18 protein-coding genes are annotated in these 12,872 nt (G+C 71.4%); 3 read left to right on the forward strand and 15 right to left on the reverse strand.

Features of this window, described 5'->3' with window-relative positions; all coding sequences use genetic code 11:
- Positions 1 to 187 precede the first annotated feature (187 nt).
- The 5 genes from ACIA8K_RS12215 to ACIA8K_RS12235 all read right to left on the reverse strand — a co-directional run bounded on the left by ACIA8K_RS12215 (position 188) and on the right by ACIA8K_RS12235 (position 3,662).
- Positions 188 to 799, reverse strand: a complete 612-nt coding sequence (locus ACIA8K_RS12215; protein WP_396057852.1) for a hypothetical protein — start codon at positions 797 to 799, stop codon at positions 188 to 190.
- Positions 800 to 1,224: 425 nt separating this feature from the next.
- Complete coding sequence (locus ACIA8K_RS12220) at positions 1,225 to 2,109, reverse strand: alpha/beta fold hydrolase (protein WP_396057854.1); 885 nt, start codon at positions 2,107 to 2,109, stop codon at positions 1,225 to 1,227.
- Complete coding sequence (locus ACIA8K_RS12225) at positions 2,106 to 2,414, reverse strand: DUF2516 family protein (protein ID WP_396057856.1); 309 nt, start codon at positions 2,412 to 2,414, stop codon at positions 2,106 to 2,108. The genes ACIA8K_RS12220 and ACIA8K_RS12225 overlap by 4 nt, the downstream gene beginning before the upstream one ends.
- Before the next feature lie 76 nt (positions 2,415 to 2,490).
- Positions 2,491 to 3,102, reverse strand: a complete 612-nt coding sequence (locus ACIA8K_RS12230; protein ID WP_396057858.1) for a hypothetical protein — start codon at positions 3,100 to 3,102, stop codon at positions 2,491 to 2,493.
- Positions 3,099 to 3,662, reverse strand: coding sequence for a helix-turn-helix domain-containing protein (locus tag ACIA8K_RS12235; RefSeq protein WP_396057860.1), 564 nt, complete (start codon positions 3,660 to 3,662; stop codon positions 3,099 to 3,101). Before ACIA8K_RS12235 ends, ACIA8K_RS12230 begins: the two co-directional genes overlap by 4 nt.
- A gap of 136 nt (positions 3,663 to 3,798) precedes the next feature.
- Here ACIA8K_RS12235 and ACIA8K_RS12240 point away from each other — a divergent pair, with 136 nt between their 5' ends.
- Entirely contained in the window at positions 3,799 to 4,608 is an 810-nt protein-coding gene (locus ACIA8K_RS12240; RefSeq protein ID WP_396057862.1) for an alpha/beta fold hydrolase, read from the forward strand.
- Positions 4,609 to 4,636: 28 nt separating this feature from the next.
- On the opposite strand, the gene ACIA8K_RS12245 is transcribed toward ACIA8K_RS12240, so the two are convergent.
- From ACIA8K_RS12245 to ACIA8K_RS12260, 4 genes are all read right to left on the reverse strand, one after another.
- Positions 4,637 to 5,467, reverse strand: a complete 831-nt coding sequence (locus tag ACIA8K_RS12245; RefSeq protein WP_396058519.1) for a 3-keto-5-aminohexanoate cleavage protein — start codon at positions 5,465 to 5,467, stop codon at positions 4,637 to 4,639.
- Between the two features lie 20 nt (positions 5,468 to 5,487).
- On the reverse strand, positions 5,488 to 6,615 hold the full coding sequence (locus ACIA8K_RS12250) for a YgfZ/GcvT domain-containing protein (RefSeq protein ID WP_396057864.1): 1,128 nt from the start codon (positions 6,613 to 6,615) through the stop codon (positions 5,488 to 5,490).
- Complete coding sequence (locus ACIA8K_RS12255) at positions 6,615 to 7,064, reverse strand: Fur family transcriptional regulator (protein WP_396057866.1); 450 nt, start codon at positions 7,062 to 7,064, stop codon at positions 6,615 to 6,617. The genes ACIA8K_RS12250 and ACIA8K_RS12255 overlap by 1 nt, the downstream gene beginning before the upstream one ends.
- Before the next feature lie 91 nt (positions 7,065 to 7,155).
- Positions 7,156 to 7,530 (reverse strand): DsrE family protein, encoded by a 375-nt coding sequence (locus ACIA8K_RS12260; RefSeq protein WP_396057868.1) that lies wholly within the window; start codon positions 7,528 to 7,530, stop codon positions 7,156 to 7,158.
- Positions 7,531 to 7,544: 14 nt separating this feature from the next.
- Here ACIA8K_RS12260 and mtfM point away from each other — a divergent pair, with 14 nt between their 5' ends.
- Both mtfM and ACIA8K_RS12270 read left to right on the forward strand, forming a co-directional pair.
- Complete coding sequence (mtfM, locus tag ACIA8K_RS12265; protein ID WP_269746704.1) at positions 7,545 to 7,649, forward strand: small membrane protein MtfM; 105 nt, start codon at positions 7,545 to 7,547, stop codon at positions 7,647 to 7,649.
- Positions 7,646 to 8,263 carry an FABP family protein gene (locus ACIA8K_RS12270; protein WP_396057870.1) on the forward strand — a complete coding sequence of 206 codons (618 nt, stop codon included), beginning with the start codon at positions 7,646 to 7,648 and terminating at the stop codon, positions 8,261 to 8,263. Before mtfM ends, ACIA8K_RS12270 begins: the two co-directional genes overlap by 4 nt.
- 3 nt (positions 8,264 to 8,266) lie before the next feature.
- Here ACIA8K_RS12270 and ACIA8K_RS12275 read toward each other — a convergent pair whose 3' ends face one another.
- From ACIA8K_RS12275 to ACIA8K_RS12300, 6 genes are all read right to left on the reverse strand, one after another.
- A complete protein-coding gene (locus ACIA8K_RS12275) occupies positions 8,267 to 9,115 on the reverse strand; it encodes a hypothetical protein (protein ID WP_396057872.1) in 849 nt (282 codons plus the stop codon).
- A 78-nt stretch (positions 9,116 to 9,193) separates the two neighbouring features.
- On the reverse strand, positions 9,194 to 9,526 hold the full coding sequence (locus tag ACIA8K_RS12280) for a DUF1416 domain-containing protein (protein ID WP_396058521.1): 333 nt from the start codon (positions 9,524 to 9,526) through the stop codon (positions 9,194 to 9,196).
- A 5-nt stretch (positions 9,527 to 9,531) separates the two neighbouring features.
- Positions 9,532 to 10,380, reverse strand: coding sequence for a sulfurtransferase (locus tag ACIA8K_RS12285; RefSeq protein ID WP_396057874.1), 849 nt, complete (start codon positions 10,378 to 10,380; stop codon positions 9,532 to 9,534).
- A gap of 206 nt (positions 10,381 to 10,586) precedes the next feature.
- A complete protein-coding gene (locus ACIA8K_RS12290; protein WP_332309679.1) occupies positions 10,587 to 10,664 on the reverse strand; it encodes an Ms5788A family Cys-rich leader peptide in 78 nt (25 codons plus the stop codon).
- Positions 10,665 to 10,757: 93 nt separating this feature from the next.
- Positions 10,758 to 11,564, reverse strand: coding sequence for a DUF2993 domain-containing protein (locus ACIA8K_RS12295; protein ID WP_396057877.1), 807 nt, complete (start codon positions 11,562 to 11,564; stop codon positions 10,758 to 10,760).
- Positions 11,565 to 11,626: 62 nt separating this feature from the next.
- Positions 11,627 to 12,616 (reverse strand): hypothetical protein, encoded by a 990-nt coding sequence (locus ACIA8K_RS12300; RefSeq protein ID WP_396057879.1) that lies wholly within the window; start codon positions 12,614 to 12,616, stop codon positions 11,627 to 11,629.
- Between the last annotated feature and the right edge of the window lie 256 nt (positions 12,617 to 12,872).

Below are 12,872 nucleotides of genomic sequence, written 5' to 3' on the forward strand. Positions count from 1 at the left end.
GCGGTCACCGCCACGCGCTCTGCAGTTACCGGCCCGCGTGTGCGGTTGCCGGGCCGCGTGTGTGGTTGCCGGCCCGCGTGTGTGGTTGCCGGGCCGCGTGTGCGGTTACCGGCCCGCGTGTGCGGTCACCGGGCCGCGTCTGCGCTTTCCAGGCCGCGTCTGCCGTTACCGGCCGAGGACTCTGCAGTCACCGCTCCGAGGGCTCTTCCCTCCAATGCGGGCGCTCCTCCGCAGGCTCCTCCGGGAAGTCCTCCGGGATCTCCTCCCACGCGCTCTCCGCCGTGGTGCTCTCCGGGGACGGCATCTGCTCGGTAGGCGGCCAGCCCGGCCACTGCGGCCACCCCGGCAGCTCCGGCGAGAACGTGGCCTCCGGCTCACCGGTCCCGGACTGAGCCGGCATGGTCGGCGTCCAGGCCGGCGTCGGTGTCGGCGGGACGACGGTACCCGCCCCGGTCGGCACCGTCGGCCCGCTCGGTGACCAGGAGGCACCGCTCGCGGACGGCGGCACCGGCAGCGGCGTCCCCACCGGCGGCACGATCCGCGCAGGCGCACCCGACGCCGGCGTCGCCACCCCGCTCCCGGCCGCGACGCCGGTCTGCGGCGCGGCCCCCGGCGGCGCAGTCCCCAAACTCGCGACCGCACCCGGCGGCGGACTCCCCGCCGGCGCCTCACCGAAGAGCCCGACTCCAGCCGGCCCGAGCGGCGAGGAATGGCCGCCCAGGCGCCAGCCGACGTGGATGGCGGACGGCAGCCCACAGACCACGATGGCAAGGAACACAACCCTCGGCGACAGCTTCACACCAAATCACCGTGAAACAGGACGTAAAGGTTACGCAGTTTCCCCACCCGAAACCGCCCCGCCCCCAAGCCACCCCCAGTCCCGCGCCTAAGCACCCGCCACCCCGTGCGAGACGCGGTCGACCAAGAAGCACCGGTGTCGTTCACACAAGCCGCTCACCCCACCCGCCGCTCTTCGTCTGCACGTTTCTCGAACAGGCGCGGTCGACCGAAGAAGTCCGTGTCAGACAGACACGCAGCGCGCCCACCGATCTTCGTCTGCAGTTTCTCCTGACCGTCGCGTTTCTGTACCGCCCACGTGAGGCGCGGACGACCGAGGAACGTCGGTGTCAGTCAGACACGCTTTTCGTCTGCCTGACACCGCCGTCCGCAGGCCGTGGCGTCGAGCCCGGAGGAGCGAAGCGACGACCAGAAGCAGAGCACAACTCAGTTCAGGAAGGTGGAGATTCGGTCGCGGAGGTCGGCGCGGTGGGTGAAGACCGGGCCGGGACGGTCGTAGATGTGCAGTTCTGCGTGCGGGAGCAGCCCGGCCAGTTCCTCGGCCGCCTCTACCGGGTGCAGTTCGTCGTTTCGCGCGCCGATGATCAGTGCGCGGGCGGTCACCGCGGTGAGCGCGGACAGGTCCGGCACCGGCGTCGCCTCGGCAAGGCCGGCGAGGTCCGCGGCGAGGCCGTCCCGGGAGAGTTGCTCCACGCGCTGACGCAGGTAGCCCCAGCCGGCCGGCGTGTTCCGTACCGAGGCCGGCAGTTCGTCGGAGACCGCGGCAGCGATTGCGCCGAGGTCACCGTCCTCCATGATCGCGATCAGGGTCTCGATCCGCTCGCGGAGTGCGTCGCCGCGCGGCTCGCCGAGTGGGATCGGCAGGAAGAAGATCACCCGCTCGAAGCGTTCCGGGCTTTCCGCGAGCAGCCGGGCCAGCGCGGCCGCGCCCATGCTGACGCCGAGTGCGCGGGTGACGTCGGACAGGTCGGCGACGGCGCGGAGATCGCGGGCGAGGTCGGCGTAGTCCCACAGGCCGGCCGGCGCCTCCGAGCGGCCGTGCCCGCGGAACTGGAAGAAGACGCGGCGGCCGGTGACCGCGCTGCCCAGTGGCCGGGTCGCGGCGATGCTGCCGGCCAGCCCGTGTGCGAAGACCGTGCCGGGCTCGCCGACGCCGCTTGTCAGGCGCTCCAGGCGTACCCCGTGAGGTGTGGTGATGATGTCGGTCGGCGGCTCGGGGAGCGTGGGGCGGCCGTTGCGCGGCGCGGTGGGGCCGGGGCCGTACGTGCGCGGGCCGCCGTCAGGACGCGGTGGCCAGCGGAAGTCCCTCACCAGAAGCCTTTGCCGTCGGAGAGGTCACGCAGCCCGACCCGGACGTCGAGCAGGTAGATCATGCCGGCCGCGATGCCGATCATCTGGAAGATGGTCTGCCCCTGCAGCAGCAGGCAGAAGACCATGCTGAGACCGAGGATCGCGAGCCAGCCGCCCTTGGGCAGCGTGCCGATGGCGGGGAACGCGTCCGCCCGCTGGGTGAGGCAGTGCACGAACGAGACGCCCAGCACGATGAGCGCGAGGAAGAGGATCGCCAGGTTGATGACCATGAGGACGATCAGATAGAACTCAGGGGCTTCGGCCATGCCTGAAGCTTAGAACGTTCGCCGGGGAGCCGTAGCTGTGCGCGAGGCCCGGGTAACGGGCCTCGCGCACGCAGCGTCACTCAGCGGCCGGAGTCGTGTCCTTCTGCGCCGCCGGCTTGGTGGCCGCGGCCACGTCGGCCGGGGTCGCGGTAACGTCGGCTGGGGTGGCCACGTCTGCCGGGGTCGCGGTGACCTCGGCCGGGGCCTCGGTCGCCTCCATGTCCGCGTTCACGGTGTCCGCGGCCTGGACCACGCCGGTGCCGACCACGCGCTCGCCGTGCGCCACAAGCGCGGTGTACGTGCTGACCGCCCGCTCCTGCGCGACCTGCGCGCCGGACTGGGCGGCGGCGACGAGCGCGGCGGCGTTGCGCTTGGCGGCCTCGGTCAGCTTCGCCACCTCACCCTCCGGCCCGGCGGCCCGGGTGCGCAGCGTGTCCGCTTGCGCCTGGGCGGCCTTCAGGCCCTCGGTGGCCTTGGTGCGGAACTCGTCGCGGCGGCCGTTCAGCTCCTCCGCGCGGGTGCGCAGTTCGGCGACCGCGCCGGGGACGCGCTCGCGCAGCTCAGCGACGACCTCGGGGAGCTTGCGCAGCTGCTGGTAGGCCAGATCGCCGGCGCCGGCCACCGCGTAGAGCGGGGTGGGGATGCGGGTGCTGGTGGGGGCGGTGGTGGTCTCGGGCTGGTTCGTCATGGCGTCTCCTCCGGGGTGGGGGTGGTCGTGGTTCGCGCCGTCTTCACTGGGGGCGCGGTCTGGGCCGCGTCGCCGTCCGTGGCGGCCTTGTCCGTCTTGTCGGTTTCTGCCTGAACTGCGGCTTCGGCCGCCGCGGCCTGTGCCGCCGCCTCGGTGACCGCCGCCTCAGCGGCTGCGGCCTCGGCAGCTGCGGCCTCGGCAGCTGCGGCCTCCGCGGCCTCCCGCGCGTTCTCACGGCGGAACGTGTCGTAGATCTGGCTGAGCGATTGCTTCTGTGCGATCGACAGGTCGGGGTCGCCCGCGATCGCCTCAAGCACGCCCGCGCCCTCGCCGTCGAGCAGCCCGGCCTTCAGGTACATGGCCGGGGTGGAGACCCGCAGCGCGCTCGCGAGCTGCTGCAACACCTCCGCGCTGGGCTTGCGCAGCCCGCGCTCGATCTGGCTGAGATAGGGATTGCTGACCCCGGCCTGCTCCGCGAGCTGCCGGAGCGAGATCTTCGCGTTGTGCCGCATGTCGCGGATGAATCCGCCGATGTCGCGCGGTAGGTCTGCCGGTGCCATGCGATCGACGGTAACCGCGGCTGCTAGCTATTGCAAGCAAAGTGCTAGCCAGAGTTAGCACCCTCACGTATCAGCGTCACGGAACGTAGATAGAACTCGCATTGCCGCGCGCATCGACGCGGCCTACTGTCGCAAGGTGCCTTATCTTGATCTTTCCGGGGCGAGCCTCGCCTATGACGACGACGGCACCGGCCCGGCCGTGCTTCTTCTGCACGCGGGCATCGCCGATCGGCGGATGTGGCGGGAGCAGGTCGGACCGCTCTCCGTGATGCACCGGGTGATCCGTCTGGACCTGCGTGGCTACGGTGAGTCGACATTGACCCGCCAGCCGTTCGCCCACCACGACGACGTGATCGCGCTCCTCGACCACCTCGGCATCCAGCGTGCCGTGCTTGTCGGCTGCTCGTTCGGCGGCGCGGTCGCGGTGGACACCGCGCTCGCGTACCCGGACCGGGTCGCCGGGCTCGCGCTGATCGGCTCCGCGCTGTCCGGCCACGAGTGGTCCGAGGAGGTCGACGAGCTGTGGGAGGCGCTCGCCGCCCAGGTCGGTACGGACGACGTGGACGCGATGGCCGAGGCCGAGGTCCGCTTCTGGGTGGTCGGGCCGGGCCGGGACCTCGCCACCATGGACCCGGACCTGCTTGACTTCGCCTGGCGGATGGACCGGCGCGCACTCGCCGCCGAGGCCGCACTGGGCCAGGTGGACGTGCACCAGCTGAACCCGGTCGCTACCTACCGGCTCGGTGAGGTCCGCCCGCCGACGCTTGTCACGGCCGGTGGTGCGGACGTGCCGGACATCCGCCGGCTGGCCGACCGGATGGCCGCTGAGATCCCGAACGCGCACCGCCTGCCGGACATCCCGGACGCGGCACACCTCTCCCCGCTGGAACGCCCGGAGGAGGTCAACCGGATCGTGCTGTCGTTCCTCGGCGCGCTGCGGGGCTGATCAATCCGCGCCGATCAATCAAGGCCGATCAATCCAGGCCGAGCAGTTCGCGGGCTGCCTTGGTGAGGAGGGGCGGGCGTTGGGCAAGCTGAGCGAAGCCCACCGCTCGCGCCACCAGCTGCATGTTCGAGTCGACCGGCCGGTGTGGCGCGTAGGTGAGCGTGTCCTCCATGCCGACCCGCAGGTGCCCACCGGCCGAGAGCGCCGCGAGCATCACCGGGATCGTGGCGCGCCCGATGCCGGTCGCGGAGAACGTCGTGTCCTCCGGCAGGTCACGCATCGCTGCCAGGCACGCGGCCACCGTCTCCGTGGTGCCGGCCATGCCGCCCGGCACGCCCATCACCAGGTCCAGGTGGACGTGGCCGCCGGCCGGCAGCCCGTGCTTCTCCAGCAGCCGGCGCAGCGTGGTCAGCTGGCCGAGGTCGAAGATCTCGTACTCCGGCAGGATGCCACGCTCCTGCATGCCGGTGTGCAGGTCCACGATGAAGTCCCAGCGGTTCAGGAACACGCCGTCGCCGAAGTTGACAGTGCCCATCGTCAGGGACGCGCTCTCCGGCCGGACCTCAAGCACGGCCCGCCGCGCGGCCTCCGGGTCGGTGACCGCGCCGCCGGTGGAGAGCTGCACGATCAGATCCGTCTCGGCGCGCAGCGCGGCGACCGTCTCGCGCAGCCGTCCCAGGTCAAGCGTGGGCTCGGCCCGCTCGTCCCGGATATGCACGTGGATCATCGCGGCACCGAGCGCGGCGCACTCCTTGGCCGTGGTCAGCAGCTCGTCAAGCGTGACCGGCAGCGCGGGCGCGTCCTGTTTGCTCGTCTCCGCGCCGGTCGGGGCGACAGTGATCAGCGTGCCGTTGCCCATCCGGTTTCCCCCCGTGGCATTCACAGACTGACTGTCGGGTCGATCGCGGCCGCCGCCTCGCCCACGCGCAGCACCGCGTCGTCAGGCGTGTTCCGCTTCAGCACGGCCAGCGCGATCGTGCCCAGCTCGTGGTGCCGGACCGCGGTGCCGATGAAGCCGATCTCCTTGCCGCTCTCGTTCGTCACCGGCGCGTGCGTGGCCGGCGGCGTGTCCGAGCTGATGCCGTCGAGGTGCAGCAACACCATCCGGCGCGGCGGCTTGCCCAGGTTGTGCACGCGCGCCACCGTCTCCTGACCGCGGTAGCAGCCCTTGTCCAGGTGGACCGCGGGCTCGATCAGGCCGACCTCGCTCGGCAGCGTCCGGTGGTCGGTCTCGAAACCGGCCCGCGGCAGCCCGGCCGCCACCCGCAGCGCCTCATAGGCCCACAGACCCGCCGGGGGTACGCCGAGCGCCGTCACCAGCGCGGCTACGCCCTCGCGCGGCACCACCAGGTCGTAGCCGAGCCGGCCGGCCCGGACGAACCCCCCGGGCGCCGCCCCCGGACCGGACTGCAGGCCGCCGGAGGGAAGCGCGCGCACGGCGTACCCACTCGTGGGTTGGGGCTTGAGCGCTCCGCTCGGGAACTTGGGGCCGGGGACGGGCTGCACGGACGGCGACGGCAGATCCGTCACGCCGATCCGGGCCAGCGCCTCCGCGGCCCGCGGTCCGACAAGCGAGAGCACGGCCCACTCGGCGGTCGCGTCGCGCGGCTCGACCCGGGTCATGAAGACCATCTTGGTGAGGAACGTCAGCAGCTCCGCGGTGGAGGCGGGCTCGGTGTCCAGCCAGACCGTGTCGCCGGTCTCGGCGACGCCCGCGTGGTGCTCGACGTGGCCGTGCGGGGACAGGATCAGCAGCTCGGTGCCCTGGCCGTCGCGCAGGTCCGCGAGGTGCTGGGTGGAGATCGAGTGCAGCCAGCTCGCGCGCTCGGTGCCTGGCACGGCAAGCACGCCGCGGTGCGAGCGGTCCACGATGCCGGCCTCGGTGTCGAGCGTCCGCTGCTCCCGGGACGGATCGCCGTAGTGGGCGGCGACGTCGGTGAAACCCTTCGCGTCCGGCACCGAGTCGTCAAGCTCCCGGATCCCGATCGCGCCCGGCACGTTAAGCATTACTTCCCCCTGTGAGCCGTGGGACCCGCGTCGGCGTTGCCGCAGTCGGCGCACGTGCCGAAGAGGGCCACGTGTCCGACGTCCACGGTGAATCCTTTCTCGCGCGCGAGCTCATCGGCCAGCGGAGCCATCAGCATGGGGTCCATCTCACTCACCGCGCCGCAGTGCCGGCAGACGAGGTGGATGTGCTGGTCGTGCCCGGCCGGATGGTACGTGGGGGAGCCGTGCGAAAGATGGGTGTGCCGCACCAGCCCGAGCTCTTCGAGCAGCTCGAGCGTGCGGTAGACGGTGGTGATGTTGACCCCGGCGGCGACCTCGCGGACCGCGTTGTGGATCTGCTCCGGCGTGGCGTGACTCAGCTCGTGGACAGCCTGCAGCACCAACTGGCGCTGCGGTGTCAGCCGTAGTCCACGCTCCCGCAGGATCTCAGCCAGCGACGTTTCGGACACCGCCCGAGCATACGGTGCCGCGGTCGCCCCGCGCTCTCCCCGCGGCCCGCCCTCCCGCACGGTCGCGGGCGCGAGGCAGAGGAGGCTCAGCTCAGTAGACGAGCGCTTGAGCGCCGTCCGCGAGTGACTCCTCGACGAAGACGGCGGCGCCGGCGATCCGGACACCCTCGATGACGTCGCCGGCGCCGATGTCCCGCCGCGCCGCGCACTGCGTGCAGAGCGTCACCCGGCCGCCGGCCAGCACGGCGTCCAGCAGGTCGGGGAGCGGCGCGGAGTGCGGCAGCTGGAACTCAGCGGCGCGGCCCGGCAGCGCGAACCAGGCTGATTCACCGGTTAGCCAGAGCGAGACGTCCACCCCGGCGGCGACCGCGGTGGCGGCGACCGTGAAGGCCTGGGCGCAGCGCTCCGGCGAGTCTGCGCCGGCGGTCACCTTGATGACGAGAGATCGAGCCATGACCGTCAGCATAGGATGGTCCGGTCATGGTTACCGAGATCGGGTTTGTCAGCCTGCTTGTGGCGGGCTTCGGTGCGCTCGCGGGCGGACTCGTCTATCTCGCTGTACGCATATCAAGGGGACGCTGGTGACCTCGCCGGATACATCGTCGGAAAACCCGCTGCTCCCGCCGTGGGCCTCGCTCGCGCCGGTGGAGTACGCGTACCCGTACGAGGAGACGCACGACCTGCGCAGCGGGCCGGACCTGCACCCGCACCTGCTCGGCCTGCTGCCGTACGTCGGTGTGTGGCGCGGGCGCGGCCAGGGCGGCTATCCCACGCAGGAGGGCGACGACTTCCACTTCGCGCAGGAGGTGCGGATCAGCCACGACGGCCGCCCGTTCCTCTTCTTCGAGTCGCGCGCGTGGATCATCGACGAGGAGGCGAAGCCGGTCCGCCCGGCCGGCCGCGAGATCGGCTGGTGGCGCCCGGTGGTGGAGAACGAGCGCATCACCGACGACGTCGAGGCGCTGATGACCAGCCCGACCGGCATCATGGAGATGTACCTGGGCAAGACCAAGGGCACCACCCAGCTTGAGCTGGTGACGGACCTGGTCGTGCGCACGTCCACCGCCAAGGAGGTGACCGCGGGGCACCGGCTCTTCGGCATCGTCGACGGCGCGCTGCTCTACGCCTACGACATGGCGGCCGAGGGTCTTCCGCTCACGCCGCACCTGTCCGCACGCCTGATCCGCGTCGCGGGGTAGGACTCAGACGCAGGAGGTGGTCGCGGCGACCTCGACCTCGCCGTCGGCCACCTCCACCGCGATGCCCTCCCGGCTGCTCAGGGTGAAGGCGAACCGGTCGTCCTCGTCGACAAGCACCTCTGCCGCCCGCGGTGCCAGCGTCTCGCCGAGCGCCGGCGCCTGATCGGCCGGACCGGCCACGACCGTCGTGCTGAGGCTGCCACCGGCCGGGCAGGGCACTGACGACACGCTCTGCCGGGCCGCCGACGCGCCGAGCGAGGCCAGCACGCCCTCCGCGAGACCTGCCGACGCGGGATCCGGCGCGGGATCGCCGGCCTCGGGCAGCGGCCCGTCGACCGGCCGGCAGCCGGTGGACAGCACCACCTGAAGCACGCCCGGCTCCTCGACGACGCCGCGCAGCCCGACGAACTCGCCCGCGTCCACCCGGAACGAGTCCCGGTCCCGGCCCAGCCAGATGCGGTAGCCCGCGGGCAGGGCGTCGTCACCAGCCAGCCAGTCGAGAAGCGCGGCGCTGTCCTCCGGTGCGATGTAGACGGTGGCGCGCCGGGTCAGCTCCGCACCGTCCCGCGCGCTTGTCACCCGGCAGTTCCGCTCGATGCGCGGCGACTCGAACGTGATCACCGGCCGTGGCCCGCCGTTGCCCGGCCCGGCGGCCGCCCGCGCGAGCACCGCGCCGAACGCGGCCTCCGCCACCGGCGCCGCCTGTTGCAGCGACCGCTGGTCCCGCACTGTCGCGTCATCCGTCCGGTACGAGTAGTACGCCAGCCCGGCGATCACCAGCACCCACGCGGTCACCGCGGCCGGCATCACCCACCGGCGCCGCCACCACGGGGAGATCTGGGCCTGCGTCACCCCGCCATGGTGTCAAAACAGCGCGGGCCGGTCCGCCTCGGGTGAGGCGGGCCGGCCCGGAGGCTGCAAGCGGCGGAACTACTCGCCGACGGTCACCGAGAACTCGTTGAGCCCGCGGTCCGCGGCGACGGTCCGGTCACCGTTGCCGTGGCGGGAGAGGGCACGGAGCGTCCAGGAGCCGGGCGCCGCGAAGAAGCGGAACTGGCCCTGGGCGGACGTGACGACCTCGGCGGTGAACTCGCCGGTCGAGTCGAGCAGGCGCACGTAGGCGCCCTGCACGGCCTCGCCGCCGGACGAGGTGACCACGCCGGTGATTACGGTCTCCTTGGCCAGGTCGATGCCGGCCGGCAGCGGGGCCGACTGGTCGGGAGCGGCGCAGGACGCGTCGGTAACTGTGGTGACAGCGGTCATGGTGCTCACGCCTTTCCGGGCTCGTCGCCGAGGACCACGGGCACGCCGACGAGCGAGCCGTACTCGGTCCAGGATCCGTCGTAGTTCTTCACGTTCTCGTGGCCGAGCAGCTCCTTCAGCACGAACCAGGTGTGCGAGGAGCGCTCGCCGATCCGGCAGTACGCGATGGTGTCCTTGCCGTCCTCGAGACCCGCGTCGCCGTAGATCTTCGCGAGCTCCTCGTCGGACTTGAACGTGCCGTCCTCGTTCGCCGCCTTGCTCCACGGGACGCTCACCGCGGTCGGGATGTGGCCGCCACGCTGCGCCGACTCCTGCGGGAGGTGCGCGGGGGCGAGCAGCCGGCCCGCGTACTCGTCGGGGGAGCGCACGTCGACAAGGTTCTGCGTGCCGATCGCGGCCACGACCTCGTCGCGGAACGCGCGGAGCGTCAGGTCCTGGTCCTGGGCCACGTAGGTGGTGGCCGGGCGGGAGACCTCGCCCTTGACCAGCGGGCGGGCGTCGAGCTCCCACTTCTTGCGGCCGCCGTCGACAAGCTTCACGTCGCGGTGGCCGTAGAGCTTGAAGTACCAGTACGCGTACGCCGCGAACCAGTTGTTGTTGCCGCCGTAGAGGACGACCGTGTCGTCGTTCGAGATGCCGCGCGAGGACAGCAGCGCCTCGAACTGCTCCTTGTTGACGAAGTCGCGGCGGACCTCGTCCTGCAGGTCGGTCTTCCAGTTCAGCTTGATCGCGCCGGCGATGTGGCCGCCGTCGTAGGCGGTGGTGTCCTCGTCGACCTCGACGAAGACGACGCCGGGCGCGTCGATGTTCTTCTCGGCCCAGTCAGCCGAAACGAGTGCGGTGTCGCGACTCATCGAATCACTCCTTGTGAGGATTTGGTGGGTCGAGTCAGCGCGCGAAAATCCGGTGAGAGTTGGTGTCGCACCACGCGCGGGACCCTATAGATGGAGGGTTCTCGGGTTTGTGCGACGGCGCCGGTGCCGGGCTCAGAGATCGAGTGAGGGCCACACGTCGCGCGGCTCAGCGGAGCAGGCGCGTAGGTGTGGCGGCAACCCCGCCGTCAGTGACAGCGGGGACAGAGGCAGGCGGCCACGCGGCACAGGTCGACCGCGCGCCTTTTAGTGAGCAGGGTGCCCATGGGAAGGACCCTACCAGCGGGTCCACCTCACGGACAGGGTCGACCACCATGCGGGAAGTGACCGACCCCACCCCTGAGTGGAACGAGTGCTTTCTACGCCTGATTGAGCGGGACGTCCTTGGCCGTCGCCGTGACCTGAAGGCCACCTGACGCCGGCGTGATCTCCGTGACGTTCAGGCCGAACGGCAGCGCCGGCAGCGCCACGTTGAGGGACAACTGCTTCGCGTACCCGCTGACCAGGTTCTGCACGATCGGGTTGTTCGGCAGCCCTTCCGCAGTAAGGGTCTCGAAGCGGACCTGCACCTCGTTGTTCTCCACAGCGATGGTGGCGATGCCGTTCAGTTCGAAGCTCTGGCCGAGCACCTGCACCGGCAGCGTCGCGTTCAGCTTGCCGTCGCGTTCGGCGAGCGTGATGCCCTCCTGGCCGATCAGCTCGGCGAGGCTTGCGTAGTCGATGGTGCCGACGCCCGTCACGTTCGACGCGACGATCTCGCCCTGGCCGGTGCGCAGCGTCTCGATCGGCGCGGTCACACCTGTCGCGTCGATGTCGAGCGTGGGGATCCGGACGACATCGGCCGCACCGGGCACCGGGCCTTCGAGATCGCGAAGCACCACGGAAATCGCGTCGTAACGTCCGGCCAGCACCTGGGTGAGGAACGGGACGCCGCCCACGCCGACCTCGGCCGGCTGGGCGCTGAGGCCCTGCGCGGTCACCTGCTTGTCTATCTCCGCGCCGATCCGGTCCTCCGCGTAGCCGTGCGCCACCCGGTCCGCGATCACGACCGCCACCCCGAGGATCACCAGCAGGACGATGAGGACGACGAGGACTGTGCGTCCCCGCCGGCGCCGTCGCGGCCGCTCGACCTCGTGCTGCTCGGTCGGCTGCTCGTACACCGTCACCGTCGCCTCCCCAGCGCCTGATATCTCACGAGAATTACTACGGACCTGAATACCCAGCGGGCTCAGGTGAGGAACATGACAGACATCAGGTACGTGGCGGGCGCGGCGAGCGCGAAACCGCCGAGCGGCCCCTGCATGTGCCGTGCGATCCACATGGTCGGCGCGTCGCCGGCCAGCTGCCGCCCGGCCTCGGAGTAGTCGCTGGCCAGGTCCACCAGGCTGGCGGCTCCGGCCGCGACCAGTCCGACGATCGCCGCGTTGCCCGGGTTGAACCCGACCTGGTAGCTGCCGATCGTCGCGGCCACGCCCGTTCCGATCATGGTGCCGAGCACCACGCCCAGCCCGCCGCGCGGCACCTGCGGCTCCAGCCGCGGCCAGGCGAAGACGGAGTCGAGCGCGCGTGCCACCACAAGCGCCACGCCGGCCGCGCCGAGGCAGACCACGATCGCCTGGGTGCCGGCCGGCCGCCGGGTCAGCACGATAAGCGTCGCCAACGCCACCACGCCGAGCACGATGACGAGCGTGGCGCCGAACGACTCCCGCACCCTGGCCCGGTCCTGGCCGCGGAACAGCTGGCCGACCACGCCGATCGCGACACCGCCGACCGCGACCCAGATCAGCGGCAGGACCCCGGCGACCGTGGGCAGCACGGCGGCGGCGTCCGCGGCCAGCGCCGAGCCGACCGCCACGGTCGCGACCAGCGGCAGCGCGGGCGGGCGGGTCGCCATGGTCCAGGCCAGGATGAAGAGGAGCTGCACCCCGAGGACCACTGTGGCGTACGGCAGGCGCGCGCTGCCCGGCCCGGACGTCTGCGCCCCGAAGATCAGGCCGATCGCCAGCAGCGCCGCGAACCCGGCGATCGCCAGGGACAGCAGTCTGCGGACCTCGACCGGCTCGATCGGCTCCTCGTCCTCCTCCGCCTCCGCGGCGCGGCGTGCGTCACCGACCAGGCTCGCCGTCTTCGGGAAGGAGCCGGCGTCCTTCGACGGTCCGGCCGGGCGGTCGTCATCGCTTGAGGAGGGGAACACGCCTGCGATCGTGCCAGATGCCACCCAACCCCGCTCCGCCGCTCACGCCGCCCGAGGCGCTCACGCCGCTCACAGCGCCTACGCCGTCCACGGATCTTCCGGCCCCAGAGCAAGCGCGCGTCCAGCGGGCGTCTTTATAGCGAAATTTCGGGCACGAAGTGCCCGACTCGCTCTCCGATCGCGAACCTAGGAATTCGCCCAAAGCGCCCAACACGTGAGGGCGCGGCGTTGTCGAGACGCCGGTTTTTCGAAGGTGCTCCCTTTGCCTTCGAAAAACCGG

This window comes from Catenuloplanes sp. NPDC051500 (assembly GCF_044454585.1).
Taxonomy (GTDB): Bacteria; Actinomycetota; Actinomycetes; order Mycobacteriales; family Micromonosporaceae; genus Catenuloplanes.